This window comes from Micromonospora cynarisoli, assembly GCF_030518815.1.
Classification (GTDB): Bacteria; Actinomycetota; Actinomycetes; order Mycobacteriales; family Micromonosporaceae; genus Micromonospora; species Micromonospora wenchangensis.
Window position 1 is genome coordinate 4,643,344 of record NZ_CP130426.1, and the last position, 26,363, is coordinate 4,669,706.

Below are 26,363 nucleotides of genomic sequence, written 5' to 3' on the forward strand. Positions count from 1 at the left end.
CCCCGGCCGGTGGGGCGGCCCGGTGGGCGGGTCCGGCCGGGGCGCTGGATATGGTGTCCCGATGCTGCTCTCCGACCGGGACCTCGTCTCCGAGATCAAGGCGGGCGCGCTGGCGCTGGAGCCGTTCGAGCCGAGTCTGGTGCAGCCGTCCAGCATCGACGTGCGCCTCGACAAGCTGTTCCGGGTGTTCAACAACCATCTCTACACCCACATCGACCCGTCGGTGCAGCAGGACGACCTGACGTCGATGGTCGAGGTGCCGGCGGGCGAGCCGTTCGTGCTGCACCCGGGCGAGTTCGTGCTCGCCTCCACGCTTGAGGTCATCTCGCTCGGCGACCAGCTCGCCGGCCGGTTGGAGGGCAAGTCGAGCCTGGGCCGGCTGGGGCTGCTCACCCACTCGACCGCCGGCTTCATCGACCCGGGCTTCTCCGGCCATGTCACGCTGGAGCTGTCGAACGTGGCCAACCTGCCGATCACCCTCTGGCCGGGCATGAAAATCGGCCAGCTCTGCATCTTCCGGCTCTCCTCGCCGGCCGAGCACCCCTACGGCTCCGCCGTGTACGGGTCGCGCTACCAGGGCCAGCGGGGGCCGACCCCCAGCCGCTCCTGGCAGAACTGGCGTACCTGGCCCACCCGCTGACGCGGTGCGCGGCGGCCGGGCCCCAGGGCAGGGGCCCGGCCGCGGTGGCTCAGCCGGGTCGGCCGTAGCTGTTGACCGGTCCGTCGTCGACCCGCTTCATCGTGACCGGCTTGCCGGCCTGGGAGGCGTGCACGACCCAGCCGTCCCCGACGTACATCCCGACGTGGTGCAGGTCGGCGTAGTAGAAGACCAGGTCGCCGGGGCGCAGGTCGGCCCGGCTCACCCGGTCGGTGACCTGGCGCTGCTGCCGGGCGTTGTGCGGCAACGACACCCCGGCCTTCGCCCAGGCCGCCATGGTCAGCCCGGAACAGTCGTAGTTGTTCGGGCCGGCCGCGCCCCACACGTACAGCTTGCCGATCTGGGCGCAGGCGAACTTGACCGCCGTACCCGCCGGACCACCGGGGTAGCCGGCGGGGCACGGGGCCGGGCGCAGCTTGCCACCACCGCCGTTGCCGTAGACCGTGAGCCGCAGCTTCTGCAACCTGTCGATCTCGGTGTTGATCTGCTTCTTGCGGGCCGCGAGCTGCGCTTCGGTACGGGTGAGCTGGGCGACCATCTCGTCCAACGGCGCCTTGGTCGCGGCGAGTTCGTCGCGTAGTCGGGCGACCTCCCGCACCTCGCGCTGCTGACGGCTGGCGAACCGGTCCAGCAGCCCCAGTTGCTGGACCACCTGGCTCGGGCTGCGGCTGCCCAGCAGGGCGTTGACGGTGGACACGTTCTCGCCCTTGTACGCCTGTACGGCGAGGCCGCTGACCTGGTTCATCGCCTGGTCGACGCGGCGTTGCAGGGGGGCGATCCGCTTGCCGAGCGCGTCGGCCTGCCGGCGCTTGGCGGCGAGGTCGATGCGGGTGGCGTTGTGCTGTTCGATGACTGGTTCGAGCTTGTTCCAGTCCTGGTCGATCTGCCGTTCGATCTCGGCGACCGAGGGGTCGGCGTGCGCCGCCGTGGGGCCACCGGTCAGCACGACCGCGGCGGCGGCCAGGGTGGCGAGGGTGGTGGTGAAGCGGGACCAGCGTGGGCGCGGCACCGTCGTGTTCCGGGCGACCTGGGTCGTCCGGTGCGACGGTGGCCGCGGGGCATGGTGTGCCACCGGGCTCCGGGCTCCTTCTTCCTCGACCGCCTACCGGGTTAGCTGACGGGTTCGGGCGGGAAGGGAGCGCCCTACCGCGGTGGTCGCGGATTCACCCCGGCGTACCTGGGTCCCCGGCTCGCCCGGAGGCGACTCGGCGGTGTCGACCGACGCCACCCCGGGCGGGGCGAACCTGGTGCCGACCGACGATTGACCAGAGTAGAGACGGTCGTTATCGATCCGCAACCCGCCGGGCCGGCACACTCCGTGACCGAAATACGCGCAACCCCCGGCCCGATGGGCCGGGGGTTGCGCGTATGCGCTGGTCAGGGGCGGCGGAAGCCGGCCACCGGCATGTAGTTGATGCTGGTCACCTGGACCGGCTTACCGGTCCGGGGGGCGTGCACCATCATGTCGTTGCCCAGGTAGAGCCCGACGTGGTGCAGGTCGCTGAAGAAGAAGACCAGGTCGCCGGGGCGGGCCTCGGAACGCGGGATGGCCTTGCCCTCGTTCCACTGCGCACCGGTGAAGTGGGTCAGCGAGATCCCGGCCGCCTTGTACGCGAACTGGGTGAGCCCGGAGCAGTCGAACGAGTTCGGCCCGGTGGCGCCCCAGACGTACGGGTCACCGACCTGCGCGCAGGCGGTCCGGATCGCGGTCCGGGCGGCGGAGCTGACCACCCCGTTGATCGTGGGGCAGCCGTTCACCTTCACCGTGGTCTTCGGCATGGCCGCCTGCAACCGCTTGATCTCGGCGTTGATCTGGGTCTTCTTGGCCGCGAGGTCCTTCTCCTGCTGTACCTCGGCGGCGATCAGGGTGTCGAGCTTCTGCTTCTCGGCGTCGTACTTGCGGCGGACCACGAGCACGGCCTCGACCTCCCGGCGCTGCTCGGCGGCGAGCCGGTCCAGAATGGTCAGCTGCGCGGCGAGGGTGCCCGGCTTGGTGGTGGTGAGCAGCGCGCTCAGCTCCTGCGAGGGGCCGGACTTGTAGTAGCGGGAGGCGAGGTCACCGACCCGGCCCAGGGCGAGTTCGCTCTGCAGGGCCAGCGGCTCGATCTTCTTCTGGAGTTCGGCCGACTTCTTGCGGTTGACCTTGAGCTGGGCCCGGACCTTGTTGTAGTTCTCGATGGTCGGTTCGAGCTGCTCCCACTGCTTGTCGAGGGCCGCTTCGATCTCCTCGGGCGACGGCGCGGCGTGGGCCGGCACGGCGAGCATCCCGGCACCGACGGCGACCGCCGCGACCAGGGTGAGCAGGCGGCGGGCGACCCGCCGGAGGGCTGCCGGCCGGGCGGGCGGCTGGCCCTGGGCGTGACGTTGAGGGGGCATGGTTGCCACCGGCGTCGACTCCTTTGCAACCGACCGCCGGGCGTCTCGCTAAGGGGAAGAAGGAGACAGACATCCCACAGCGGCCGGTGCAACATTAGGGGCAGTCGCGGTGGGGAATCAAGGCGGGTGGGCACTCCATCACATCAGTGCAATCGCTTGCACACAAAGGGTGTTGACTCAATTTCCAACGATGGCAGTCAATACATCGTCGAGCGTGACCACACCCAGCGGGCGGCGACCGTCGCTCACCAGCACCATGTGCCGCCGCTCGCGCCGCATCGCCAGCAGCAGATCGGCCAGCGTACGGTCCGGCGGGACCACCGCCAGCGGCCGGTAGACCTCGGCCGGCACCGGCGCGCGACGGGCCACCCCGGCGTACCCGAGGACGTCCTTGACGTGCACGAACCCCAGCACCCGCCGGGTGGAACGCTGCACCACCGGGAAGCGGGATCGGCCGGTGCCGGTCGCCAGCACCTCCAGCGAGGCAGGTGAGACGTCCTCGGCCACCGTGGTCACCGTGGACCAGGGCTGCAACGCGTCGGCCGCGGTCCGGTCGTGCAACGCCAGCGCCCCGGTGATCCGGGCGTGCTCCTCGGCGTCGAGCAGCCCCTCGGTGCGGGCCTGGGCGACCAGCCCGGCGAGTTCCTCGGCGGTGAAGACCGTCTTGACCGCGTCGGTCGCCTCCACCGCCCACAGCCGCAGCACCTGCCGCGCCGCCCACTTCATCGCCAGCAGCAACGGCTTGGTGGCCAGGCAGAACGCCAGCATCGCCGGCCCCAGCCAGAGCGCCGACGGCTCCGGCCCGGCCAGGGTGATGTTCTTGGGCACCATCTCGCCCACCACGGTGTGCAGGAACACCACCACGCCCAGGGCGATCAGGAAGGAGACCGGGTGCACCGCGCCCGCCGGCAGCAGCACCGCATGGAACACCGGCTCCAGCAGGTGGGCCAGGGCCGGCTCGGCGATCGCGCCCAACCCGAGCGAACAGACGGTGATGCCGAGCTGCGCCCCGGCGATCATCAGCGGGATCTGGTTCATCGCCGACAGCGCCCACCGGGCCCGCTGCGAGGTGGCGGCCAACGGCTCCACCACCGTACGACGCGACGCGATCAGGGCGAACTCGCTGCCCACGAAGAACGCGTTGCCGAGCAGCAGCACCACCGCGACCAGCAGCTCAGTCATCGGCGTGCGGCTCCTCGGGACGGACCACCCGGACCTGTTCGATCCGGTGCCGCTCCACCTCGACGACGGTGAACGCGTAGCCGTCCGCGCGGGTCGTCTCGCCCGGCAACGGGATGTGCCCCAGCCGGGCCATCAGAAAGCCGGCAAGCGTCTCGTACGGGCCCTCGGGGAGCCGGAAGCCGGTCTGCTCGAACAGTTCGTCCCCGCGCAGCACCCCGTCGACCAGGACGGTCCGTTCCCCGCCCGGCACGGTCAGCCCGGTGGCGTGGGCGTCGTCCACGGTGGCCGGGTCGAACTCGTCGGCGATCTCCCCGACCAGTTCCTCGACCAGGTCCTCGACGGTCACCACCCCGTCGGTGCCGCCGTACTCGTCGACGACGATGGCCAGGTCGGCCCCGGCGGTCTTCAGCGCCGCCAGCACGCCGTCGAGGTCCAGGCTCTCCGGGACGTACACCGGCTCGCGGGCGACCGAGGCGACGGTGGTGCGGGCCCGCGCGGCCAGCGGCACACCGAGCGCGTCCGGCACGGCCGCGACCCCGGTGACCAGGTCGAGGGTCTCCTCGAAGACGGGGAACCGGGTACGACCGGTCCGCCGGGACAGGTCCAGCAGCTCGGCGACGGTGGCGGTGGCCCGCAACGCGATCACGTCCACCCGGGGGGTCATCGCCTCGGCGGCCCGCTTGTCGCCGAAGCGGATGGTCCGGCGCAGCAGCATCGCGGTGTCCGGCGGCAGCGCGCCCGCACGGGCCGAGATGGCCGCGAGCAGCCCGAGTTCCTCCGGGGAGCGGGCGCTGGCCAGTTCCTCCTGCGGCTCCACGCCGAGCTGGCGGACCAGTCGGTTCGCCGAGTTGTTCAGCCCTCTGATCAGCCAGCCGAAAGCCCGGGAGAAGGCCCGCATCGGGCCGGCGGTGGCCAGTGCCGCCGGCATCGGCCGGGCCAGCGCCAGGTTTTTCGGCACCAGCTCACCGAAGAGCATCGACAGCAGGGTGGCCAGCGCCAGGGCGAGCAGCGGGCCGAACCGGTCCGCACCGCCCAGCGGGGCCAGCAGCGGGGCGAACAGCCGGGACAGGGCGGGCTCGGCCAGGTAGCCGGTGAGCAACGCGGTGAGGGTGATGCCGAGCTGCGCCCCGGAAAGCTGGAAGGACAGTTCGCGCAGCGCCCGGCGTACCGTGGCGGCGGTGGCGTCGCCGGTCTCGGCCCGCCTGTCGATCTCCGCCCGGTCGACGGTGACCAGGGCGAACTCGGCCGCGACGAAGAACGCGTTGCCGGCGGTCAGGAGCACGAAGCCGGCCAGGGGCAGCAGCGTGCCGAGCAGCAGTGAGTCGATGGACGTGATTGTTTCAGATCCGCCCCCGCCGGTCACCGGTGCGTGGCACACGGTCACCGGCCTCGCCGCCGGGCAGGGTTCGTGCCACGGGGTTAGCGTGGACGGCATGGCACCGCTCACCCTCGCTGACGAACTGGTCCTGCTCGCCTACGACGACGCCGGCGTGAACCGGCTCGGCCGGCCGCACCTCGACTACGGGCTGTCCGGTGCGGTGCTGCTCGAACTGGCGCTCGCGGGCCGGGTAGAGGTGGCCGACGATCGGCTGGTGGTGACCGACCCGACGCCGGTCGGCCGCCCGGTGCTCGACGACGCCCTCGCCCGGGTGGTCGCCGACGGCAAGCGTCGCCGGCCCAAGGACTGGATCAGCCGGCTGGCCAAGGGGTTGCCCGACCGGGTGCTGTCGGGCCTGGTCGACGCGGGGGTGCTGCGCCGCGACTCCGACCGGGTGCTGCTGGTCTTCCCGCGTACCCGCTACCCGTCGCCGACCGGCGCGGAGCCGGTGGCCGAGACGGCGGCCCGGCAGCGGATGGTTGACGCGCTGCTCGCCGACGGCCCGGTGGAGGCCCGGACGGCCGCGCTGCTCGGTCTGACCCGCGCGGTGGGGCTGGACCGCAAGCTCTTCCGGGAGTTGCCGAAGGAGCGGCTGAAGGCCCGCGCCACGGAGATCGCCGCCGGGGACTGGGCGTCCGCGGCGACGAAGAAGGCGATCGAGGAGACCCAGGCCGCGATCATGATGGCGACCACGGTCACCACCACTGCCGCCATCGTCACAAGCACGTCGTCCTGACCATCACGGCATCCTGACCACCACCGCGGCGGCGGCACCGGGGGGTGCCGCCGCCGTCGTGCGTCCCGCTTAGGGCGACGGTACGGCCTCAGCCGGCGGTAGGCGCGGTCTCCTTCGCGCCGGGCGCGGTGTCCGGCTTGACCGAGCGCAGCAGCACGCTGGCCACGTCGACCACCTCGACCTGCTCGCCGGCCCCCTTGCCGTTGACCCCGTCGTTGAGCATCGTCGAGCAGAACGGGCAGCCGACGGCGACCGTCCGCGCCCCGGTGGACATGGCCTCCTCGACCCGGTCCACGTTGATCCGCTTGCCGATCTTCTCCTCCATCCACATCCGGGCGCCGCCGGCGCCGCAGCAGAAGGAGCGCTCGCTGTTGCGCGGCATCTCGATCAGGTCGGTGTCGGCCCTGCCGCCGCCGTTGACGGCGCTGCCGAGCACCTCCCGGGGTGCCGCGAAGACCCGGTTGTGCCGGCCCAGGTAGCAGGGGTCGTGGTAGGTGACCCCGCCGTCGACCGGCTGCACCGGGGTGAGCCGCCCGGTGCTGACCAGGTGGGCCAGGAGCTGGGTGTGGTGTACCACCTCGAAGTCGCCGCCGAGCTGGCCGTACTCGTTGCCGAGGGTGTTGAAGCAGTGCGGGCAGGTGGCGACGATCTTGCGCTTGGCCTGCTCCCGGCCCTCGAACGCCTCGTTGAGGGTCTCGACGTTCTGCTGGGCGAGCATCTGGAAGACGAACTCGTTGCCGATCCGGCGGGCCGGGTCACCGGAGCAGGTCTCGCCCTCACCGAGGATGGCGAAGGAGACGCCCGCCTCGTTGAGCAGGGTGGCGACCGCCCGGGTGGTCTTCTTGGCCCGGTCCTCGAACGCCCCGGCGCAGCCCACCCAGAACAGGTACTCGAAGTCGTCGACCTCACCGACCCGAGGCACCTCGAAGCCCAGCCCCTTGGTCCAGTCCTCGCGGGTGTTCTGCGGGGCGCCCCACGGGTTGCCCTTGTTCTCCAGGTTGCGCAGCATGACGCCGGCCTCGGACGGGAAGCTCGACTCGATCAGCACCTGGTAGCGGCGCATGTCGACGATGTGGTCGACGTGCTCGATGTCGACCGGGCACTGCTCGACGCAGGCCCCGCAGGTGGTGCAGGACCACAGCACGTCCGGGTCGATGACGCCGCCGGCCTCGGCGTCGCCGATCAGCGGCTTGTCGGCCTCGGCGAGAGTGAGCACGTCGAGGTGGGCGAGCTGCGCCGCGGTGGCCTTCTCCTCGCCGGTGAGGTCCTTGCCGCCGCCGGCCAGCAGGTAGGGCGCCTTGGCGTACGCGTGGTCGCGGAGGCTGAGCACGAGCAGCTTGGGCGACAGCGGCTTGCCGGTGTTCCAGGCCGGGCACTGCGACTGGCAGCGCCCGCACTCGGTGCAGGTGCTGAAGTCGAGCAGGCCCTTCCAGGTGAACTGCTCGACCTGGGCGACGCCGAACTGGTCCTTCTCCGGGTCGGCCTCCTCGAAGTCGAGCGGCTTGCCGTTGCTCGTCATCGGGCGCAGCGGGCCGAGGCCGGAGCCGGCGGGCCGGGCCGGCTCCCGCTTGAAGAAGATGTTGAAGAACGCCAGGAAGCGGTGCCAGGCGACGCCCATCGTCACGTTCAGCGCGATGACGATCAGCCAGGTCATCGAGATGGCGATCTTGACGAGGGCGGCGACGCTGACACCGGCCGGCCAGGCCGGCAGCAGCGCGCCGACGGCGTGGCTGACCGGGGTGGCCCAGGTCGGGTACTCGAAGTGGTCGGTGGCGACCTTGAAGCCGCGGATCACGAACCCCATGATCAGCACGGCGAGGACGACCGCCTCGACGAAGTAGCCCTGCCACATGGTGGAGCCGGTGAACCGGGAGCGTCCGCCCGGACGGGTCGGCCGGTTGCGGACCCGGATCGCGATCAGCACTCCGATGCCGACCGTGCCGAGCACCGCGATCACCTCGGTGACCAGGCCGTAGACGGCGAGGCCGCCGATCAGCGGCAGGCCGCCGGTCGGTGAGACGACCTCGAAGTACGCCTCCAGCACGAGCAGGGACAGCACGATGAAGCCGACCATCACGAACCAGTGCGCGGCCCCCACCACGCCCCACCGGAGCATCCGGGTGTGGCCGGCCGTCTCGACCAGCATCGTCTTCGCCCGGGTGCCCTTGTCGGCGAACCGTTCCGGCGCGGGTTGTCCCAGCCGGATGACGGCCACCATCTTCAGCACCGCGCGCACCGCGAGCCACACCGCCACGGCGGTGATGGCGGCGGCGAGGACCGTGGTGACGATCTGGACGCTGCCCATCGAGTTGGCCTCCCGGTCTGCTGCCTGTCGAGCGGCTCGGCGACCGGGGGCCGGCTCAGGGGTGGCCGGCGTGACGCCACCGCACCCCCGACCGGACCGGTCGATGACCTCGCTCCGCTCGGTCATGCAGTGCAGCCTACGCGAAGGTTACCCAACGGTAACGTGAATCTTCTCGCACCAGGCCACGCCGCCCTGCGGACACCATAGGGCTCCCGACGCCGAAGCGCCGGGCTGGGGCCGTCCGGGGTGACCTGGGACGTGTCGCGGAGCGCGCCGGAGCGCCGCGCTCAACGCCAGCGGGAGAGCAGGATCAGCGAACCCACCATCGCGCCGAACCCGACCGCGAGGTTCCAGTAGCCCCACGAGGCGACCGGGTACTCCTGCTCGGAGAGGTAGTAGACCACCAGCCAGCCGATGCCGCCGACGATCAGCGCGACAGCGGTCGCCGGCAGCCACACCGGGCTAGGCTTGCGCGTCGCCGCCGTCGTCGTCGGACGAACGTCCGTCGGCGGGGTGTACACCTTCTTCTTACGGACCTGAGACTTGGGCACGACGCTCTCCAGAGGGGTGACGACCTCGTCCGGCCTGACAACCGGGCGCGGGGGCGACGGTCCATGGCCAATAATGTTCGACAGCTAGCGTAGTCCCGAAGGCCGCTCCAGGCCATGAATGGGGTCGATCCGGTGCACGCGGTGACCGGATCGGGCGGGTCGACGCGACGCCGGTGACCGTCCCGGGTCGTGACGGGCGTCACCACACGACGGGAGAGGAACGCTCGGTGGAGTACACATCCGGTGCGGCGTCCTGGCAGAAGGCCATGCGCCGGGCGGTCGCCGCCTTCCTGCCACGCCGCCCCCGGCAGCGCCGGCCGGTCTGGTCGCTCGGCGTGCCGCTGATCGCCGCCGCAGCCGGGCTGCTCTTCACCACCACGGCGACCACCGCCGGCGGCACCGCCCTGCGCGAGGACCGCCGGCCCCAGCTCACCCAGCTCATCGAGGACCGCCGGGAACAGGTGGCCGCCAGCGAGCTGCGGGCCGCCCGGCTGCGCGCCGACGTGGAGGGCGAGACCGCCGCCCTGGCCGACACCGACCAACCGATCAAGGAGCAGCGCGACCGCGCCCAGGCGCTCCAGCAGGCGGCCGGTTTCACCGCGCTCGCCGGGCCCGGGGTGACCGTCGAGCTGAACGACGCCCCCCGGCGCGGCGACGGCACCCTACCCAAGGGCGCCACCAACGACGACCTGGTCGTCCACCAGGGTGACGTGCAGGCGGTGGTCAACGCGCTCTGGGCCGGAGGTGCGGAGGCCATGTCCATCATGAACGTCCGCGTGCTCTCCACCAGCGCGGTACGCTGCGTCGGTAACACCCTGCTGCTGCACGGCCGGGTGTACTCGCCACCATTCAAGATCGTAGCAATCGGCGATCCCGCTGCCCTCCAGCAGGCCCTCGCCGGCTCTCAGGGAGTCGGGTTGTTCAAGCAGGCGGTCGACCACTACCAGCTCGGTTACTCCGAGCACGTCGGCTCCGTCACCGTGCCCGCGTTCGAGGACTCGACGGCGCTGCGATCGGCGACGGTGCCGCGATGACCCGGCCGGGCGGGGACCCGCGCCCCGACCAGCACGACGGGCCGACCGCCTTCCTCCCGCCGGTCGACCGGTCCACGCCGCCCGCCACCGCGCGCCCGCAGGCCGCCGGAGCGCGACCCGCCGGCCCCTGGCCCGCACCGGTGCTGCCCACCCGCCAGCCGCCGCCCGCCTGGCCGGGCCGCCCCACCGGGCCGACGCCCGACGGCCGGCAGCGACCGACAGGCGGTCCGGGGCGACCGACCGGGCCGGGGCCGAGCAGCCGACAGCAGCCGGCAGCCGGGCCGCACCGCACGGCCGACCCGGCGGCGACGGCGCTGCTCCCGGTGCTGCCGGCCCGGCCTACCGGCCCGGCGCTCGACTCCACCGCGCTGATGGGCGCGGTGCCACCCGCCCCCGAACCCGACGGGTCCGGCGACCCCGTCCCGCCCCCGCCACCGCCCCGCCGCGGTGAACGGGTGGTGCAGCTACGCCCGGAACAGACCGGGGAGGGCTACAAGAGCGTGTACTCGGAGCTGACCCGGCCCACCTTCGCCTCCCGGCTGCGCACCGGCGTCCGGGTCAGCGGCGAGCTGCTGATCACCTTCGGGCTGGTGGTGCTCCTCTTCGCCGGGTACGAGATCTGGGGCAAGTCCGCCCTGGTCGACGCCCACCAGAGCAAGCTCAACCGGCAACTCGCCCAGGCGTGGGGCCCGACCGGCGACCCCACCGTCAGCCCCGGCCCGACCAAGGCGGTCGCCCCGGCCGAGGGCCAGCCGATCGCCGGGCTCTACATCCCCAGCCTCGACAAGAACTGGGTGGTCGTCGAGGGCGTCACCCAGGAGGACATCCGGTACGCCCCGGGCCACTACCCGAAGAGCGCGCTCCCCGGCGAGGTGGGCAACTTCTCCGTCGCCGGGCACCGCAACCGGGCCACCTTCTGGCGTCTCGACGAGCTGAAGCCCGGCGACGCGGTCCTTCTGGAGAGCAAGCAGGACTGGTACGTCTACAAGGTGTACCAGTCCCGGATCGTCCGCCCCGACCAGGTCGAGGTGGTCGCCCCGGTGCCCGGCGAGCCGAAAGCAAAACCCACCCGCAAACTGCTCACCCTCACCACCTGCAATCCGAAGTTCGACAACTACCAGCGGCTGATCGTCCACGCCGAGCTCGACCGTACGCAGCCCAAGTCGCAGGGCCCGCCGCCGGAGCTGAGGGGCTGACGATGTACTCCTGGATCTGGCGCAAGCTGCCCTTCGGGCTGCCCGGCAAGCTGATCGGCTCGGTGCTGCTCGCCACCGCGGCGGTGGCGCTGCTCTGGTACGTGGTGTTCCCCTGGGCCGAGCCGCTGCTGCCCTTCGACGACGTGCAGGTCACCCAGGACTCCGGCAACCCGGGCGGCGACTCCGCCGTCGACCCGGACGCGCCGGCCGGCGACGGGCACGACCTGCCGTACGACACCGACCGGAACAACACCCCACCCGCCCCCTCTCCAAGCCGGTGAGCCCATGCGCGTCCTCGTGATCGACAACTACGACTCCTTCGTCTTCAACCTCGTGCAGTACCTGGGGCAGCTCGGGGTGGAGTGCGAGGTCCGTCGCAACGACGAGATCGACGTCGCCGAGGTCGGCCGGGTCGGCGCGGCCGGCATCCTGCTCTCGCCGGGGCCGGGCAGCCCGGACCGGGCAGGCATCTGCCTCGACGTGATCCACCGGTACGCCGGCGAGCTGCCGATCTTCGGAGTCTGCCTGGGCCACCAGGCGATCGGGGAGGCGTTCGGCGGCACCGTCACCCGGGCCCCGGAGCTGCTGCACGGCAAGACCTCCGAGGTGCGGCACCACTCCGTCGGGGTGTTGGCCGGCCTGCCCGACCCGTTCACCGCCACCCGCTACCACTCGCTGGCGGTGCTGCCCGAGACGCTGCCCGACGAGCTGGAGGTCACCGGCTGGACGGCCTCCGGCGTGGTGATGGCGATGCGGCACCGGACGCTGCCGATCGAGGGGGTGCAGTTCCACCCGGAGTCGGTGCTCACCGAGGGCGGCCACCTGATGCTGGCCAACTGGGTCGCCGCCTGCGGCCACCCGGAGGCCCTGGAACGCGCCCCGGAGCTGGCCGCCGAGGTCGACGCCCGCCGTCGGGCCGCCTTCGCCACCGTCTGACGGGCCGCCGCACCGCCCGGTCCACCCGGACGCCGGTCAGGTGTGCCGATCCGCGCCCGCCCCGGTCCCCGACCGGCGCGGGCCCGGTCCGCACGGACCGGGCCCGGCACGTCGGGGGTGCGGGTCAGTCGTCCTCGCTGCGGAACGGCGGGGTGGGCAGCGGGAACCCGCCCCCCGTGCCGTCGCCGGGCGGCGTGGTGGTCGGCACCGGCGTGGTCGGCGTCGGCGGCGTCGGTGACTCGGTCACCTCCGGCACGCTCACCACGATGGTGACGGTGCTCCCCCTGGCCTTCTTGGTGCCGGCCTTCGGATTCTGGCTCTGCACCTTGCCGGCCTCGTCCGCCGGCACCTCCGAGCCGAGTTCCGGGTTGACCTTGAACCCGGCGTTCTGCAGGGTCCGGGTGGCCTCCGCCTGGCTGAGGTCCTTGACGTCAGGCACCTCCCGGACGTTGCCCCGGGAGACGGTGAGGGTCACCTCGGTGCCCTCCGGCACCTTCTCGCCCTCGGGCGGGGACACGTCGAGGACGATGTCCTCGCTCTCCTCGCTGTCCTTCGTCACCACCTTGACGGTGAACTTCTCGTCCTTGAGCCGGGTCTGGGCGCTCTCGACCTTGCTGCCCTTGAGGCCGTTGGGGATGCTGACCTCGGGCTTGCCGCCGCAGAGGCTCACCGTCACCTGGCCGTTCTCCTCCAGCGAGGTGCCGGCCGGCGGGTCCTGCCTGACCACCGTGCCCACCTTGCAGGTGCTGTCGAAGACCTGGTCGCCGGTCGCCGGCACCAGGCCGGAGTTGCGGATCTCGGCGAACGCGACGTCCTGCGTCTTGCCCGCCAGGTTGGGCACCGGGCTCTTCTTCGGCTCCTGACCGTTCATCAGCAGCGCGGCGACCAGGGCGATCACCGCCAGGACGCCGACCGCCGCGAACGCCGCGATCACCCAGGCCGAACTCTTGCGCCGCTGCGGGTCGCCGACCCGGGCCGGGATCTGCCGGGTCTGCTGGCCGACCACCTGGGTCGGGTAGCCGCTCGCCGCCGCGGCCATCGGGGTCGTCTCGTCCTGGCTCAGGACGGGGGTGGCCATCACCGGTCGACCGGCGGCGGCGCGGAGCAGGTCGGCCCGCATCTCACCGGCGCTCTGGTAGCGGTTGAGCGGGTTCTTCGACAGCGCCTTGAGCACGATCGCGTCGATCGCCGGGGTGACGTCCGGGTTGATGTCGCTCGGCGTCGGCGGGGCCTCCCGCACGTGCTGGTACGCCACGCTGACCGGGCTGTCGCCGACGAACGGCGGATGGCCGCAGACCAGCTCGAACAGCACGCAGCCGGCGGCGTACACGTCGGAGCGGGCGTCGACGGCCTCGCCGCGCGCCTGCTCGGGGGAGAGGTACTGGGCCGTGCCGATCACCGCGCTGGTCTGCGTCATCGTGGTGGCGCCGCTGGCCAGCGCGCGGGCGATGCCGAAGTCCATCACCTTGACCTGGCCGGTCTGGGTCAGCATCACGTTGCCGGGCTTGATGTCCCGGTGGATGATCCCGTGCCGGTGGCTGAACTCCAGGGCCGCGCACATGTCGGCGCAGATCTCCAGCGCCCGGCGCGGCTGGAGCCGCCCCTCGACGCCGAGGACCTCCTTGAGGGTCCGCCCGTTCACGAACTCCATCACGATGAACGGGAGGGTCTCCCCGGTCGGGGCGGTCTCCTCACCGGTGTCGTAGACGGCGACGATCGCCGGGTGGTTCAGCGAGGCGGCGTTCTGCGCCTCCCGGCGGAACCGCATCTGGAAGGTGGCGTCCCGGGCCAGGTCCGTCCGGAGCATCTTGATCGCGACGTCCCGACCGAGCCGGAGGTCCCGACCGCGGTGCACCTCGGCCATGCCGCCGTAACCGAGCAGCTCGCCGACCTGGTACCTGCCACCGAGCAGGCGGGCCTGGGCTGTCATCGCGTTCGTCGTCCTTCGCTCGTCGTCGTCTCGCCGGCACCCGGTCCGAGCCGTACCACCCGACGGTACGACGTCCCGGCCGGATCGTCGCGTCCGAGGGCACTCAGCGCGCCGGACGTCGTACCCGACGCACCGGGATCGGTGGCCAGGTTGCCCTGCCGGCTCGCGTACGCGAGCACACCCGAGCAGACCAGCACCAGCAGTGCCAGCAGGATCGCCAGGGTCACCATGCCGGACCGCGAACGGGCAGGTGGGGCGGGGGGCGGGAGGGGCTGCCGGGCGTACACGGGCCGGTCGGCACGCAGCTGGGCGGGCGGCACGGGGGCCGCACCCCGGGGCTGCTGCGGGTAGGGCCGGGTCATCGGGGTGGCCTGGACCGGCGGACGCTGCGGGGTCACCGGCGGCTGCGGGTGCCGGGCCGCGACCGGCGGCCGGGCCTGCTGCCCACCCACCGGCGGGCGGGCCTGTCCACCCATCGGGGGCCGCGCCTGCCCGCTCGCCGCCGGTCGGTGCGGGTGGGCCGGCACGCCGGGCTGCTGCCGGGGTACGGCGGGCACCTGCGCGCGGGCCATCGGGCCGGCCGGGGACGCCGGTGCCCCGGAGACCGGGCCACCGGAGACCGGGCCGGGATGTCCGCCACCGGCGCGGGCCTGCTGGGAGAGGGCCTGCTTGGCCTGCCGGGCGACGGAGGCCAGGGCGGCGGCACTGGGCCAGCGGTGGCCGGGCTCCTTGGCCATCGCCCGCTCCACGATCGCCTTGACCTGGGGCGGAATGTCCCCGGGCAGCGGTCGGGGAGTGTCCCGCACGTGCCTCATCGCGATTTCGAGCGGGTTGTCGCCCTCGAAGGGCCGCCGGCCGGCGAGGCACTGGTAGGCCACCACGCCGAGCGCGTAGACGTCGGAGGCGGGTGTGGCGACCGCGCCGGTGGCCTGCTCGGGGGAGATGTACGAGGCGGTGCCGAGCACCGACCCGGCGGCGGTGAGCTGGCCGACCAGCTCGGACCGGGCGATGCCGAAGTCGGTGAGCACCAGCGTGCCGTTCGGCCGGACGAGCAGGTTGCCCGGCTTGACGTCGCGGTGCACGATGCCCTTTTCGTGGGCCGCGTGCAGGGCGTCGGCGGCCTGGGCGAGCAGGGCCATCGTCCGGGCCGGGGTGAGCCGGCCGACCCGGCTGAGCGTCGCCGACAGGGCGTCGCCCTCGACGTACTCCATCACCAGGAAGGCGATCTGCTGGTCGCTGCCGAAGTCGTAGACGTCGACCACGCCGGGATGGTTGATGGTGGCCATGGTGCGCGCCTCGCCCCGGAAGCGTTCGGCGAAGCCGGGCTCGTCGAGCAGCGCCGGGAGCAGGCTCTTCACCGCCACCGTACGGCCCAGCACCTGGTCGGTGCCGCGCCACACGTCGCCCATGCCGCCGCTGGCGATCCGCTCGTCGAGACGGTAGCGGTTGCCGAGCTGCACCCCGGGGCTGAGCATGTCAGCGGCCCCCCGCATCGGCGATGGCCGCCTGCATGATCCTGCCACCGATCCGGGCCGCCTCGGCGCTGCCGCCGCTGCCGGCCTGTTCCAGCTCCACGCAGACCGCGGAGACGGCGTTGCCGTTCTTGTCCAGGGCGAAGCCGATGAACCAGCCGTGGTCGGGGCGGTCCGGCGCGGACTGGGCGGTGCCGGTCTTGCCGCCGACGGTGTAGCCGTCGATGGCGGCGGAGCTGCCGGTGCCGTTCTTCACCACGCTGACCATCATGTCCCGCAGGTCGTCGGCGACCTGGCCGCTGACCGGCTGACGCAGCTCCCGGGGCTGGGCGTTGTAGTAGCTGGTGGTGCGGTCCGGCCCGAGGAGCTGCTTGACCAGGTAGGGGCGCATCTGCCGGCCCTTGTTGGCGACCGAGCCGGCGATCAGCGCGCCCTGGAGTGGGGTCATCCGGACGTTGTTCTGGCCGATGGAGGACTGGGCCAGCGCGGCCGGGTCGGTGCCGCCGTCGGGGTTCTGCATGTCGCCGGTCCGGCTGGCCGCCACCGGCAGGCCCCCCTCGCCGAGCTGACCGACGGTGAGGTCGTCCTGCTCGAAGCCGAACTGCCGGGCCTTCTCCTTCACCGTGTCCGCGCCGAGTCGGACGCCGAGCTGGGCGAAGCCGGTGTTGCACGACTCGGTGACCGCGTCGATCAGGGTGACCTGCGCCTCCGGGCAGATCGACGGGGCGGCGTTGCGGATCGGCGTGCCCGAGGTCGGCGGGGTCCAGCTCGGCCCGGCCGGGATCTCGGTGTCCTTGCCGACCCCGTTCTCCAGCGCGGCGGCGGCGATCACGATCTTGAAGGTGGAGCCGGGCGGCAGGACCTCCGACAGCGCCCGGTTCTTCAGCGGGCCGTCCGGGTCCTGCTCGTACTTGTTGTAGGCGGCCGAGGCCACGTTGGTGTCGTGGTCGACAAGCGGGTTCGGGTCGAAGCTGGGCATCGAGACCAGCGCCTGCACCGCACCGGTACGCGGATCGATGGCGATCGCCGCGCCCTTCTTCACCCCGTTGCGGTTGTTACGCAACTGCTCGTAGGCGGTGTCCTGGGCGCGCTTGGAGATGCTCAGCAGTACGTTGCCGCCGCCACTCTCGTCGCCGGTGAACATGTCCTTGATCCGGTTGCCGAGCAGGGCGTCGCTGGTGCCGGCGAGGAAGTCGTTCTCCAGCCGTTCGATGCCGGTGTCGGCCAGGTTGACAGGCTTGTAGCCCAGCACGTGCGCGTACTTCGTCCCCGCCGGGTAGCTGCGCTGGAACCTCAGCTTGCCGCCGGTCTCCTTGCTGGTGGCCACGGCGGTGCCGCCGGCCTCGATGTTGCCCCGCCGACGCTCGTACTCGGCCACCTGGACCCGGCCGTTGTAGTCGCTGTTGCGGTACTCGTCCGCCTTGTAGGCCTGGATCCAGTTGAGGTTGGCGAAGAGCAGCCCGAACAGGACCATGACGACGACGCCGACGCGGCGCAGGGGCGCGTTCACGGGCGGATCACCTCCGTGGGAGCACCGTGCAGCTGTTCCGGCGGCCCGCCACCGGGTCGGCCGGCCGGGCCGCCGCCCTGGGCCACCGGCCGCCGGGCGGCGTCGGAGATCCGCAGCAGCACCGCGATGAGCAGCCAGTTCGCCATCAACGACGAACCACCGGCGGACAGGAACGGGGTGGTCTGACCGGTCAGCGGGATGAGCTTGCTGATCCCGCCGACGATCACGAAGACCTGTAGGCCCAGGGTGAAGGCGAGACCACCGGCGACCAGCTTGCCGAACGAGTCCCGCACCGCCAGCCCGGCCCGCAGCCCGCGCTCGACGATGAGCAGGTAGACCACCAGCAGCGCGGTCAGCCCGAACAGGCCGATCTCCTCGCCGATGCCGGCGAAGATGAAGTCGTTCTGCACCTCGGGGATCTCCAGCGGCTCCCCGGCACCCGGGCCGGAGCCGAACAGGCCACCGCTGCCCAGGCCGAGCAGGCCCTGCACCAGCTGGTAGCCCCGGTCGTACGGCTCGGCGAACGGGTCGAGCCAGATCTCGGCGCGGGTGTAGAAGTTGGCGAACGGCCCACCCACCGTGCCCCCGAGCACGTACGCGAGGTAGGCGCCGCCGAAGAAGAGAACCAGACCGATCAGCAGCCAACTGACCCGTTCGGTGGCGATGTAGAGGGTCACCACGAACATGCCGAAGTAGAGCAGCGAGGTGCCGAGGTCCTTCTCGAAGACCAGGACCAGCAGACTGATCATCCACACCCCGAGCACCGGGCCGAGATCCCGGCCGCGCGGGAAGTCGATGCCGAGGATGCGGCGGCTGGCCAGCGACAGCACCTCACGCTTGCGGACCAGGTAGTAGGCGAAGAAGACCAGCAGCGCCAGCTTGGCGAACTCACCGGGCTGGATGCTGAACCCGCCCACCCTGATCCACAGCTTCGCGCCGTTGATCTCGGAGAATCGGCCGGGCAGCACCGCCGGGATCATCACCAGCACGATGCCGGCCAGCCCCAGCGTGTACGCGTACCGGGAGACCGCCCGGTGGTCGCGCATCAGCACCAGCAGGCCGGCGGCGAGGACCACCGCGGCCAGCGTCCAGGCGAGCTGCCGCCCGCCGGTGCCGGCGAAGATGGCAAGCGTCTCCCGGTCGGCCGGGGCGGCCTTGCCGAGGTCGAGCCGGCGCAGGAAGCCCACCCCGATGCCGTTGAGCAGGGCGACCGCCGGCAGCAGGGCCGGATCGGCGAACGGCGCCAGCCACCGGATCACCAGGTGCATGCCGAAGAAGACCAGCCCGAGCGCGGCGGCCGGCATCCAGAAGTCGCGGGTGACGGTGTCGAGCAGGTTCGCCTCGACGATCGCCCCGTACGCGGCCACCAGCACCATCGCCAGCACCAGCAGGGACAGTTCGGCGTTGCGCCGGGACCGCGCCAGACGTACGCCGGGCCGCTCGCCCGTCGTGACGGGCGAGACTACCGGGTGGGCCGCTGCGGTCAAGGAGGTGTCCCTCGGATCTCAGCCGACGGTCACTCGGGCGACCGGCAGCCCGCCGGGTCTCCGGCCGGCGGAACCGCGTCGGAGGCCGAGGCGTCGGGTGTGGTGGTCGGCGTGGGAGTGCCGTTGGCACCCGGGACCCTGGTCACGTCGGGGCTGGGTGAGCCCGGGACGGCCGGCGTCGACGAGTTCGCCGGCACGGGTGAGCCGGTGATCAGCGGCGGCACCGGCGGGCAGACCGGCTTCAGATTCGGGTTGGTCGGGTCGTCACTGGTCAACTCGGCCAGCCGGCGCAGTGCGTCCGGTCGGCTCTTGGCCTGGATGCCCTGCTTGACCTGCTCCTGAGCGGCCAGGGTGAGGTCGTCGAGCTTGGCCTGGCTGGTCGAGTGGACGCTGGACAGGTCGAGTCCGGCCACCTGGCCGGGGACCCCGCGGAAGACCGCGAGCTGCCCGCTGTCGGTCGCCCCGACGTAGTACTGCCGCTGGGTGTAGCTCCACCCGGCGAAGAGGCCGCCACCGAGGATGACCAGCAGGGCCACCAGCATCGCCGCGGTACGCAGCGGCCGGCGCGGGCGTTCCGGGTCGTCGTCCCGGTTGGTCGCCGGTTCCTCCGGTGCGGGCGGGCGCGGCGCGGACAGCGCCGAGGCGCGGGCGGCCGGGGTCGAGTCGTCGGCGGCGGTGGCCATGCCCCGGTCCCGGGCCGCGGCCCCGCCGACGATCGGGCTCGCCTCGACGATGTCCTGGTCGGTGGCGTCCGCGATGATCACGGTGATGTTGTCCGGGCCACCGCCGCGCAGGGCGAGCTGCACCAGCCGCTCGACGCACTGCTGCGGGTCGGTGTACTCGCGGAGGCTGTCACCGATGGTCTCCGCGCTGACCACGCCGGAGAGGCCGTCGCTGCAGATCAGGTAGCGGTCCCCGGGCAGCACCTGCCGGACGCTGTATTCCGGGTCGATGTCCCGGCCGTCGAGGGCGCGGGTGAGCAGCGAGCGCTGGGGGTGGCTGCTCGCCTCCTCCGCGCTGATCCGCCCCTCGTCGACGAGCATCTGGACGTAGGTGTCGTCCTTGGTGATCTGGGAGAACTCACCGTTGCGCAGGAGGTAGGCCCGCGAGTCGCCGATGTGGACCATGCCGAGCTTGCTGCCGGAGAAGAGGGTCGCGGTGAGCGTGGTGCCCATCCCCTCCAGCTGCGGGTTGGCGTCCACCGTGTCGCGGAGCTGCTGGTTGGCGGTGCCCACGGCCGATCGCAGCGCGTCGACGAGCGCGTCCCCCGGGACGTCCTCGTCGAGCGGTGCCATGGCACCGATGACGATGTTGCTGGCGACGTCACCGGCGGCCATGCCGCCCATGCCGTCGGCGACGGCGAGGAGCCGCGGCCCGGCGTAGACGGAGTCCTGGTTTCCGTCTCGGATCAGACCGCGGTCGCTGTGGGCCGCATAGCGCAGGGTCAGAGTCATGGCCGTAATTCGAGAGAGGTGCGGCCGATACGGATCGGCACGCCGAGGGGGACGGGGGTTGGTCCGGTGACCTTAGCGCGATCGAGGTACGTGCCGTTAGTCGAACCGAGATCCTCGACGAACCACTGCCCGTCCCGGGGCACCAACCGGGCGTGCCGGGCGGAGGCGTAGTCATCGGTGATGACGAGGGTGGAGTCCTCGGCCCGGCCGATGGTGATCTGCGCTTCGCCGAGGGTGATCCGGGTGCCGGCGAGCTGGCCGGCGGTGACCACCAGTTGGTGGGCCGCCCGACCCCGCTTCACCTTCGCCGGCTTCGCCGCCTGCTGCTGGGTGGAGGCCCCGACCGCGCGCGGCGCGGCCACCAGCCGCCCGGACCGCGCGCCCGCGAAGAGATCCCGACGGATGACACCGACCACCGTGAACACGAAGATCCACAGCAGGATGAGGAACCCGAACCGGGCGACGGTGATGACGAGTTCCGGCAAGGCGGGTCAGCCGTCCACGCGGAAGGTCAGCGTCGTGGTGCCGAGCTGGATCATGTCGCCCGGGTTGAGGGCGACGGCCGAGACCCGCTGGCCGTTGACCATGGTGCCGTTGGTCGACCCGAGGTCGGTCAGCACCACCTGGCCGCCGTCGAAGTCCAGCCGGGCGTGCCGCCGGGAGATCCCGACGTCGGGCAGGCGCAGGTTGGCCTGGTCGCCCCGGCCGATCACGGTCGAGCCCATCTGCAACGGGTACGTGCGGCCGTCGCCGGAGACCAGCCGGACGTTGCGTGCGCCGCCGCCGTGGCCGGGCGGCGGGCCGTAGCCGCCCCCCTGGTCGTACGACGGGTAGGCCGGCGGGCCGGGGTCGTAGCCGCCCGGGGAGGAGACCGGAGCGACCTCGCCGCCGGTGTAGACCTCGGCGGTGACCCGGAACATGCCGGTGTCCAGCCCCTCACCGCGCTCGACCTCGACGATCACGTCGCCGTAGACCGTCCACGCCTGCTCGCCGATGAACTCCGCCTGCGACTGGGCGAGCTCCTGGGCCAGGGCGGCGGCGTACGGCGCCAACCGGCTGTGGTCGTACGGGGAGAGATCGATCACGTAGCGGTTCGGCACCAGGGTGCGGCCACCAGCGAGGATGGCCTTGTGCGCCTCGGCCTCCCGCTGCATGGCGTTGAGGATCTCCACGGGGTGGACCACCCCTTTGAAGACCTTGGCGAAGGCCCCTTCTACCAGGCCTTCCAGACGCTTCTCGAAGCGTTGCAGCACGCTCACCGGCTCCTCCTCGGGTCCCGAGGACATGATGGTATCTGGACGGCGCGCATGCAGCTCGCGCGCCGCTCGGCCACCGCGCGGCGGCCCGTTCGGAGCGGCCGTCCGGACCGTGCTACTCTTTCGTCCGCCACGAAGGGTGACCGCTCGTAGGAACGGTAACCGGTCGAGGCGAGACCGCAGGACCGGGTAGGATGTTCCGGGCTCGCCGGAGACGGCGGGGTCGACGCGTTCTACCGCGTTCGAGGGTCGTGCCACGGGGATGTGGCGGAATGGCAGACGCGCACGGTTCAGGTCCGTGTGTCCGAAAGGACGTGGGGGTTCAACTCCCCCCATCCCCACCACCAGACGAGGGCTCCGCAGTCGCGGGGCCCTCACTTCGTATCGGGGCGTACCGGACGTCAGGCTATGCTCCGATGGTTTTTTCCAGCCTCCTACCTTGACCAGGAGTGTCGTGTGAGTGTCGCGTTGGTGACCGGGTCGGGCGGTCTGATCGGTTCCGAGGCGGTCCGGCACTTCGCCGGGCTCGGCCTGGACGTGGTCGGCATCGACAACGACATGCGGCAGGAGTTCTTCGGCGCCGAGGCCTCGACCGCGTGGAACGTCCGGCGGCTGACCGACGAGCTGGGGTCGGCGTACGCGCACCACAGCATCGACATCCGCGACCGGGACACCCTCGGCAAGCTCTTCGCCCGGTACGGCCGGGACATCGCCGTGGTGATCCACACCGCGGCCCAGCCGTCGCACGACTGGGCCGTGCGGGACCCGTTCACCGACTTCGACGTCAACGCCGTCGGCACCCTCAACATCCTGCAGAACGTGCGGGAGCACTGCATCGGGGCACCGCTGATCCACTGCTCCACCAACAAGGTCTACGGCGACCGGCCCAACAGCCTGCCGCTGGTGGAGCAGGAGACCCGGTGGGAGATCGAGCCGGGGCACCCGTACGAGCAGGGCATCCGGGAGGACATGTCGATCGACGCCTGCCTGCACTCGGTCTTCGGGGCCTCCAAGGTCGCCGCCGACGTGATGGTGCAGGAGTACGGCCGCTACTTCGACATGCGGACGGCCTGTTTCCGGGGCGGCACGCTGACCGGCCCGGCCCACTCGGCGACCGAGCTGCACGGCTTCCTCGGATACGTGATGCGGGCCAACATGGAACGCCGTACCTACAAGATCTTCGGCTACCAGGGCAAGCAGGTGCGGGACGCGATCCACAGCTCGGACGTGGTGTCGGCGTTCGAGGCGTTCTTCCGGGAGCCACGCTCGGCGGCTGTCTACAACCTGGGCGGCGGCCGGCACTCCAACACCTCCAACCGGGAGGCGTTCGCCCTGGCCGAGGAGATCACCGGCCAGGAGATGATCACCGAGTACGTCGACGCGAACCGGATCGGCGACCACAAGTGGTGGATCGGCTCGAACGAGGCGTTCCAGGCCGACTACCCGGGCTGGAAGCAGGTCTACGACGTACCCATGATCATGCGGGAGATCTACCAGGCCAACGTCGACAAGTGGGTGCCGGGAGCATGACCGGGCAGGGCAAGCGGAACGTCCTCGGCGTCCTGGTCGACGCCACCGACTACGCCTCGGCGACCGAGCAGGTGGTCGCGGCGGCCCGGGACCGCCGGCCGCTGGCGCTGACCGCGCTGGCCGTGCACGGGGTGATGACCGGGGTGCTCGACCCGGCGCACAACGCCCGGCTCAACTCCTTCGACGTGGTCACCCCGGACGGCCAGCCGGTGCGTTGGGCGCTCAACCTGCTGCACCACGCCGGCCTGGCCGACCGGGTCTACGGCCCGACTCTGACCCTGCACGTGCTGCGCCGTTTCGCCGACGAGGGCCTTCCGGTCTACCTGTACGGCTCGACCGAGGAGACGCTGGCGAAGCTCATCCCGGAGCTGGAGCGGATGTTCCCGGCCCTGAAGGTCGCCGGGGTGGAGCCGTCGAAGTTCCGTGCCGTGCAGCCGGGCGAGGACGTCGAGATCGCCGACCGGATCCGGGCCAGCGGGGCCCGGCTCGTCCTGGTCGGCCTGGGCTGCCCCCGCCAGGAGGTCTTCACGTACGCGATGCGGCCCCTGCTGGACATGCCGCTGATGGCCGTCGGCGCGGCCTTCGACTACCACGCCGGCCTGCTCAGGCAGCCGCCGCCGTGGATGCAGCGGGCCGGCCTGGAGTGGTTCTGGCGGCTCGGGCTGGAGCCGAAGCGGCTCTGGCGGCGGTACGTCATCCTCAACCCGGCCTACCTGACCCGCCTCGCCGGCCAGAAGACCGGCCTGTGGAAGGCCCGGCCGCCGGCCCCGGCCACCGAACGGCCGGCGACCTTCGCGGTCTGATCCGTCCACTGCGGACGACCGGCCGGGACGACGACCCGGCCGGTCCCGTGCCGCCGGGCCGACCGGCCGGAAAACGGCCACCCCTACGGGATGCTCCGGGGTGGGAACAGGGGCTCGTCCCGGATTCGCCGCCCGCCGTTGTGGGCAAGGCTGTGTCCATGGATGGGCATCTCACCGTGCTGCTGTCGATCGCCGCCGTCTGGCTCGCCGCCGGTGTCGTGGCGGACGGACTCCCCCGGCTGGACCGGGCCCGCGCCCTGCGACGGCGTGCCGGATGGCTGCTCGCCCTCTCCGTCGCCGGGCTCGCCCTGACCGCGACGGTGCTGGGCGCCGGCACGGTCAGCGGCGGGGACACCCCGGTCGACCGGGCCGCCGGGCAGCTTCCACTGGTGGCCGTGCCGGCGCTCGCGGTGGCGGCCTGCACGGTGCGCCGGGTCCGTCGGCTGCGGGCCGGGGCGGGCGCGTTCACCGCCGCGCCGGAGACCCCCGCGCCGTACGGCCTGCGGGCCGCCGCCGGGCACCCGCTGATCGGGCTGCCCGTGCAGGTGACCGCGCTGGCCACCCTGCCGGGCCTGTTGCAGGCCGGCGGGCTCGACCTCAGCGCCGGCGACGGGGTGACCGGGGTGGCGCTCACCGTCGGCGGGTTGGCCGTCCTCGCCATCGGGGTACGCCACGGGCTGCGGCACAACCGGCTCGCCGAGCGGACCCTGCCGGACACCCGCCCCGCGCTGGCCGGGCTGCCCGCCTCATCGGCTGCGGCCGGCTCCCTGCACGTATAGCAGTTCCAGGATCGCCCGGGTCGCCTCGAACCACCGGTCCAGCCAGCCGGGCGGCGGGATGCTCCCCTTGGGCGGCAGTTCCAGCAGCAGGCCGCGCAGCAGCGGGTGCTCGATCATCGACTCGGTGGGCTCCACGTTCCAGCCGGCCGGCTGGAACGCCGGCTCGGCGAACGGGCCCGGGTCGGACGAGGGCAGCGACAGGGGCCCGCCCTGCTCGGACACGGCATAACCGTCGCTGTCACCGGCACCCACCTCGGTAAGCATCGTGTCGCGCCGTGCGCTGCGGTATTTGCCGCCGAAGCGTTCGGTCCTGCCCGGGCCGTTGGTGAGGTTCTCTGAACCGATCGTCGTCATGTGCGTCTCGCCTGCCTCGCTCGGTTGCCGCCACCTGCGGCGGGTCGTCGACCAGCGCCGTACCGAGGGGTTCAACGACCCGGGGCGCGAGTGGCGACGGGCCGGCCGGGGAGTGTCCCCGACCGGCCCGCGGTCAACGCCACGCTGCGTTGGTCAGTGTTGGCCGAACGCGCCGTTCCGAGCGTCGGCGACGAAGGCGTTCCATTCCCCGGGGGCGAATACGAGGGCGGGACCTGTCTTGTCCTTCGAGTCCCGTACCCCGACCGCCCCGATCACGTAAGCCACCTCGACGCAGTTGTCACAGTTCGGCCCGCTTCTTGAGCTCTTGAACCAGGTCGCCTGCGTCAGGTCCTCGGGGAACCTCTTGGTCGCCATTTCCACAACGGCTCCTCTGCCAGTTCTGCGATGTGTGCTACGGACTCCTCGGGTCGCCTGGCTGCTGCTCGAATGTGATCGAAGATGAAGCTGTACTTCTGTAGCTCGTCGCTCTTCTCCAGGAAGAGCCCACCCGTGGCGTTCTCCGCGTACACGACATCCGGATCAACCGATTCGGGGAAGCTGAGAATGGTGAAGGTCCCGTCCATACCGGCGTGCGCTCCCACCTCGAAGGGCAGGACCTGCAACGTCACGTTCGGCAGTTCGGCCACCTCCACCAGCCGCCTGAGCTGGTTACGCATCACCGCGTCGCCGCCCACCGGCCGACTCAACACCGCTTCATCGAGCACCACCCACAGATCGACCGGATCGTCCTGGGTCAACAACGACTGACGGCCCAGTCGGACACGCACCCGTTGTTGCACCTGGTCGGCGGTGAAGTCCGGGCGGGCCGCCTTGATCATCGCGCTGGCGTACTCCTCGGTCTCCAGCAGACCGGGCACGACCTGCTGTTCGTACGCGCGGATGGAGCCGGCCGCCGCCTCCAGGCCGACGTACGCCCCGACGAGCACGGTGCTGTAGGGGTGCCACCACCCCTTCTGCCGCGCCTCGCGGGCGATCTGCACCAGTTCCTCGCTCTCCGCGCCCACCACCCCGTAGATGCGGAGCATGTCCCGCACGTCGCGGGGTGTCGCGGAGGTGTGTCCGGTCTCGATCCGCGAAACCTTCGAGGCGGAGCACTCCAACTGCTCGGCGACGGCCTCGATGGTGATGCCGGCACCGTCGCGCAGGCGGCGAAGCTCTGCCCCGAGCCGACGACGCCGGATGGTGGGGCTCCGCCGTTCGCTCATCGCATCGCCCCAGGTGCCGATGACGGGGGAAGCTGGTGCCTCGCGCTCACCCGGTTACCTCCGGTCGATCGCGCCCGCGTCCACACCCGCCGGGGGCGCGACCGACGGGCGGCGGGCGATCGTTCGCGGCAAGGGGTGGTACCGGTCGTCGGCCGGCCGCGTCGGGCGGACCGCGTTCAGTGTGCCGCTCCGGAGTCGGCGTGATCAAGC

The 26,363-nt window shown here is 71.9% G+C and carries 25 protein-coding genes, 1 tRNA gene and 1 riboswitch; of the genes, 10 read left to right on the plus strand and 16 right to left on the minus strand.

Annotated features, from left to right (window positions below):
* Positions 1 to 61: 61 nt before the first annotated feature.
* Positions 62 to 640 (plus strand): dCTP deaminase, encoded by a 579-nt coding sequence (gene dcd / locus Q2K16_RS20020; RefSeq protein WP_302739274.1) that lies wholly within the window; start codon positions 62 to 64, stop codon positions 638 to 640.
* 49 nt (positions 641 to 689) lie between these two features.
* Here the strand turns inward: dcd and Q2K16_RS20025 are convergent, their stop codons facing one another.
* The 4 genes from Q2K16_RS20025 to Q2K16_RS20040 all read right to left on the minus strand — a co-directional run bounded on the left by Q2K16_RS20025 (position 690) and on the right by Q2K16_RS20040 (position 5,516).
* Positions 690 to 1,667 (minus strand): C40 family peptidase, encoded by a 978-nt coding sequence (locus tag Q2K16_RS20025; protein ID WP_302739276.1) that lies wholly within the window; start codon positions 1,665 to 1,667, stop codon positions 690 to 692.
* Between the two features lie 75 nt (positions 1,668 to 1,742).
* Positions 1,743 to 1,879, minus strand: a riboswitch (cyclic di-AMP (ydaO/yuaA leader).
* Between the two features lie 156 nt (positions 1,880 to 2,035).
* Positions 2,036 to 3,034: a C40 family peptidase gene (locus tag Q2K16_RS20030; RefSeq protein ID WP_302739277.1), complete on the minus strand. Its 999-nt coding sequence runs from the start codon at positions 3,032 to 3,034 to the stop codon at positions 2,036 to 2,038.
* A 177-nt stretch (positions 3,035 to 3,211) separates the two neighbouring features.
* Positions 3,212 to 4,216, minus strand: coding sequence for a hemolysin family protein (locus Q2K16_RS20035; RefSeq protein ID WP_302739278.1), 1,005 nt, complete (start codon positions 4,214 to 4,216; stop codon positions 3,212 to 3,214).
* A complete protein-coding gene (locus Q2K16_RS20040; RefSeq protein WP_302746548.1) occupies positions 4,209 to 5,516 on the minus strand; it encodes a hemolysin family protein in 1,308 nt (435 codons plus the stop codon). The genes Q2K16_RS20035 and Q2K16_RS20040 overlap by 8 nt, the downstream gene beginning before the upstream one ends.
* A gap of 133 nt (positions 5,517 to 5,649) precedes the next feature.
* Between Q2K16_RS20040 and Q2K16_RS20045 the strand changes: the two genes are divergently transcribed.
* Positions 5,650 to 6,330, plus strand: a complete 681-nt coding sequence (locus Q2K16_RS20045) for a GOLPH3/VPS74 family protein (protein ID WP_302739279.1) — start codon at positions 5,650 to 5,652, stop codon at positions 6,328 to 6,330.
* 88 nt (positions 6,331 to 6,418) lie between these two features.
* On the opposite strand, the gene Q2K16_RS20050 is transcribed toward Q2K16_RS20045, so the two are convergent.
* Entirely contained in the window at positions 6,419 to 8,635 is a 2,217-nt protein-coding gene (locus Q2K16_RS20050) for a (Fe-S)-binding protein (RefSeq protein ID WP_302746549.1), read from the minus strand.
* Positions 8,636 to 8,922: 287 nt separating this feature from the next.
* The gene (locus tag Q2K16_RS20055) at positions 8,923 to 9,186 is read right to left on the minus strand and encodes a cell division protein CrgA (RefSeq protein ID WP_145917233.1); all 264 of its coding nucleotides are present in this window, start codon (positions 9,184 to 9,186) and stop codon (positions 8,923 to 8,925) included.
* Between the two features lie 227 nt (positions 9,187 to 9,413).
* On the opposite strand from Q2K16_RS20055, the gene Q2K16_RS20060 reads away from it, so the two are divergent.
* Genes Q2K16_RS20060 through Q2K16_RS20075 form a run of 4 tightly spaced genes read left to right on the plus strand, consistent with a single transcriptional unit; the run spans position 9,414 to position 12,352 of the window.
* On the plus strand, positions 9,414 to 10,220 hold the full coding sequence (locus Q2K16_RS20060; protein WP_302739281.1) for a DUF881 domain-containing protein: 807 nt from the start codon (positions 9,414 to 9,416) through the stop codon (positions 10,218 to 10,220).
* Positions 10,217 to 11,416, plus strand: coding sequence for a class E sortase (locus Q2K16_RS20065; protein WP_489671788.1), 1,200 nt, complete (start codon positions 10,217 to 10,219; stop codon positions 11,414 to 11,416). Before Q2K16_RS20060 ends, Q2K16_RS20065 begins: the two co-directional genes overlap by 4 nt.
* Before the next feature lie 2 nt (positions 11,417 to 11,418).
* Positions 11,419 to 11,697, plus strand: coding sequence for a hypothetical protein (locus Q2K16_RS20070; protein WP_302739283.1), 279 nt, complete (start codon positions 11,419 to 11,421; stop codon positions 11,695 to 11,697).
* A gap of 4 nt (positions 11,698 to 11,701) precedes the next feature.
* Positions 11,702 to 12,352: an aminodeoxychorismate/anthranilate synthase component II gene (locus tag Q2K16_RS20075; RefSeq protein WP_302739285.1), complete on the plus strand. Its 651-nt coding sequence runs from the start codon at positions 11,702 to 11,704 to the stop codon at positions 12,350 to 12,352.
* A 124-nt stretch (positions 12,353 to 12,476) separates the two neighbouring features.
* Here the strand turns inward: Q2K16_RS20075 and pknB are convergent, their stop codons facing one another.
* Genes pknB through Q2K16_RS20110 form a run of 7 tightly spaced genes read right to left on the minus strand, consistent with a single transcriptional unit; the run spans position 12,477 to position 21,491 of the window.
* Entirely contained in the window at positions 12,477 to 14,282 is a 1,806-nt protein-coding gene (gene pknB, locus Q2K16_RS20080) for a Stk1 family PASTA domain-containing Ser/Thr kinase (RefSeq protein WP_302739286.1), read from the minus strand.
* Positions 14,279 to 15,757 carry a serine/threonine-protein kinase gene (locus tag Q2K16_RS20085; protein WP_302746550.1) on the minus strand — a complete coding sequence of 493 codons (1,479 nt, stop codon included), beginning with the start codon at positions 15,755 to 15,757 and terminating at the stop codon, positions 14,279 to 14,281. The genes pknB and Q2K16_RS20085 overlap by 4 nt, the downstream gene beginning before the upstream one ends.
* Before the next feature lies 1 nt (position 15,758).
* Positions 15,759 to 17,264 (minus strand): peptidoglycan D,D-transpeptidase FtsI family protein, encoded by a 1,506-nt coding sequence (locus Q2K16_RS20090; RefSeq protein WP_302739288.1) that lies wholly within the window; start codon positions 17,262 to 17,264, stop codon positions 15,759 to 15,761.
* On the minus strand, positions 17,261 to 18,751 hold the full coding sequence (locus Q2K16_RS20095; RefSeq protein ID WP_489671789.1) for an FtsW/RodA/SpoVE family cell cycle protein: 1,491 nt from the start codon (positions 18,749 to 18,751) through the stop codon (positions 17,261 to 17,263). Before Q2K16_RS20095 ends, Q2K16_RS20090 begins: the two co-directional genes overlap by 4 nt.
* Positions 18,752 to 18,780: 29 nt before the next feature.
* The gene (locus tag Q2K16_RS20100) at positions 18,781 to 20,205 is read right to left on the minus strand and encodes a PP2C family protein-serine/threonine phosphatase (protein WP_302739290.1); all 1,425 of its coding nucleotides are present in this window, start codon (positions 20,203 to 20,205) and stop codon (positions 18,781 to 18,783) included.
* On the minus strand, positions 20,202 to 20,690 hold the full coding sequence (locus Q2K16_RS20105) for an FHA domain-containing protein FhaB/FipA (RefSeq protein WP_088645730.1): 489 nt from the start codon (positions 20,688 to 20,690) through the stop codon (positions 20,202 to 20,204). Before Q2K16_RS20105 ends, Q2K16_RS20100 begins: the two co-directional genes overlap by 4 nt.
* Positions 20,691 to 20,696: 6 nt before the next feature.
* Positions 20,697 to 21,491, minus strand: a complete 795-nt coding sequence (locus Q2K16_RS20110) for an FHA domain-containing protein (RefSeq protein ID WP_088645731.1) — start codon at positions 21,489 to 21,491, stop codon at positions 20,697 to 20,699.
* A 228-nt stretch (positions 21,492 to 21,719) separates the two neighbouring features.
* On the opposite strand from Q2K16_RS20110, the gene Q2K16_RS20115 reads away from it, so the two are divergent.
* The 4 genes from Q2K16_RS20115 (at position 21,720) to Q2K16_RS20130 (ending at position 24,573) form a co-directional block, all read left to right on the plus strand.
* Positions 21,720 to 21,805: transfer RNA gene (locus Q2K16_RS20115), tRNA-Leu, on the plus strand.
* A 64-nt stretch (positions 21,806 to 21,869) separates the two neighbouring features.
* Positions 21,870 to 22,991, plus strand: a complete 1,122-nt coding sequence (locus Q2K16_RS20120; protein ID WP_211291600.1) for an NAD-dependent epimerase/dehydratase family protein — start codon at positions 21,870 to 21,872, stop codon at positions 22,989 to 22,991.
* Positions 22,988 to 23,794 carry a WecB/TagA/CpsF family glycosyltransferase gene (locus tag Q2K16_RS20125; protein ID WP_302739294.1) on the plus strand — a complete coding sequence of 269 codons (807 nt, stop codon included), beginning with the start codon at positions 22,988 to 22,990 and terminating at the stop codon, positions 23,792 to 23,794. Before Q2K16_RS20120 ends, Q2K16_RS20125 begins: the two co-directional genes overlap by 4 nt.
* A 158-nt stretch (positions 23,795 to 23,952) precedes the next feature.
* Complete coding sequence (locus tag Q2K16_RS20130) at positions 23,953 to 24,573, plus strand: hypothetical protein (protein ID WP_302739296.1); 621 nt, start codon at positions 23,953 to 23,955, stop codon at positions 24,571 to 24,573.
* On the opposite strand, the gene Q2K16_RS20135 is transcribed toward Q2K16_RS20130, so the two are convergent.
* From Q2K16_RS20135 to Q2K16_RS20145, 3 genes are all read right to left on the minus strand, one after another.
* The gene (locus Q2K16_RS20135; protein WP_302739297.1) at positions 24,541 to 24,927 is read right to left on the minus strand and encodes a hypothetical protein; all 387 of its coding nucleotides are present in this window, start codon (positions 24,925 to 24,927) and stop codon (positions 24,541 to 24,543) included. The two genes, Q2K16_RS20130 and Q2K16_RS20135, sit on opposite strands and share 33 nt — an antisense overlap.
* 153 nt (positions 24,928 to 25,080) lie before the next feature.
* Complete coding sequence (locus tag Q2K16_RS20140) at positions 25,081 to 25,302, minus strand: DUF397 domain-containing protein (RefSeq protein WP_088645735.1); 222 nt, start codon at positions 25,300 to 25,302, stop codon at positions 25,081 to 25,083.
* Entirely contained in the window at positions 25,272 to 26,153 is an 882-nt protein-coding gene (locus Q2K16_RS20145) for a helix-turn-helix domain-containing protein (RefSeq protein ID WP_302739299.1), read from the minus strand. The genes Q2K16_RS20140 and Q2K16_RS20145 overlap by 31 nt, the downstream gene beginning before the upstream one ends.
* Positions 26,154 to 26,363: the final 210 nt, after the last annotated feature.

Bases quoted from the DNA above. Each gene is read 5' to 3' on its own strand.
- Q2K16_RS20050 (WP_302746549.1), bottom strand. From the start codon at position 8,635: ATGGGCAGCGTCCAGATCGTCACCACGGTCCTCGCCGCCGCCATCACC.
- Q2K16_RS20045 (WP_302739279.1), top strand. From the start codon at position 5,650: ATGGCACCGCTCACCCTCGCTGACGAACTGGTCCTGCTCGCCTACGAC.
- dcd (WP_302739274.1), top strand. From the start codon at position 62: ATGCTGCTCTCCGACCGGGACCTCGTCTCCGAGATCAAGGCGGGCGCG.
- Q2K16_RS20070 (WP_302739283.1), top strand. From the start codon at position 11,419: ATGTACTCCTGGATCTGGCGCAAGCTGCCCTTCGGGCTGCCCGGCAAG.
- Q2K16_RS20035 (WP_302739278.1), bottom strand. From the start codon at position 4,216: ATGACTGAGCTGCTGGTCGCGGTGGTGCTGCTGCTCGGCAACGCGTTC.
- Q2K16_RS20135 (WP_302739297.1), bottom strand. From the start codon at position 24,927: ATGACGACGATCGGTTCAGAGAACCTCACCAACGGCCCGGGCAGGACC.
- Q2K16_RS20030 (WP_302739277.1), bottom strand. From the start codon at position 3,034: ATGCCCCCTCAACGTCACGCCCAGGGCCAGCCGCCCGCCCGGCCGGCA.
- Q2K16_RS20120 (WP_211291600.1), top strand. From the start codon at position 21,870: ATGCTCCGATGGTTTTTTCCAGCCTCCTACCTTGACCAGGAGTGTCGT.
- Q2K16_RS20140 (WP_088645735.1), bottom strand. From the start codon at position 25,302: ATGGCGACCAAGAGGTTCCCCGAGGACCTGACGCAGGCGACCTGGTTC.
- Q2K16_RS20085 (WP_302746550.1), bottom strand. From the start codon at position 15,757: ATGCTCAGCCCCGGGGTGCAGCTCGGCAACCGCTACCGTCTCGACGAG.
- pknB (WP_302739286.1), bottom strand. From the start codon at position 14,282: ATGACAGCCCAGGCCCGCCTGCTCGGTGGCAGGTACCAGGTCGGCGAG.
- Q2K16_RS20145 (WP_302739299.1), bottom strand. From the start codon at position 26,153: ATGAGCGAACGGCGGAGCCCCACCATCCGGCGTCGTCGGCTCGGGGCA.
- Q2K16_RS20100 (WP_302739290.1), bottom strand. From the start codon at position 20,205: ATGACTCTGACCCTGCGCTATGCGGCCCACAGCGACCGCGGTCTGATC.
- Q2K16_RS20075 (WP_302739285.1), top strand. From the start codon at position 11,702: ATGCGCGTCCTCGTGATCGACAACTACGACTCCTTCGTCTTCAACCTC.
- Q2K16_RS20110 (WP_088645731.1), bottom strand. From the start codon at position 21,491: ATGTCCTCGGGACCCGAGGAGGAGCCGGTGAGCGTGCTGCAACGCTTC.
- Q2K16_RS20125 (WP_302739294.1), top strand. From the start codon at position 22,988: ATGACCGGGCAGGGCAAGCGGAACGTCCTCGGCGTCCTGGTCGACGCC.
- Q2K16_RS20130 (WP_302739296.1), top strand. From the start codon at position 23,953: ATGGATGGGCATCTCACCGTGCTGCTGTCGATCGCCGCCGTCTGGCTC.
- Q2K16_RS20065 (WP_489671788.1), top strand. From the start codon at position 10,217: ATGACCCGGCCGGGCGGGGACCCGCGCCCCGACCAGCACGACGGGCCG.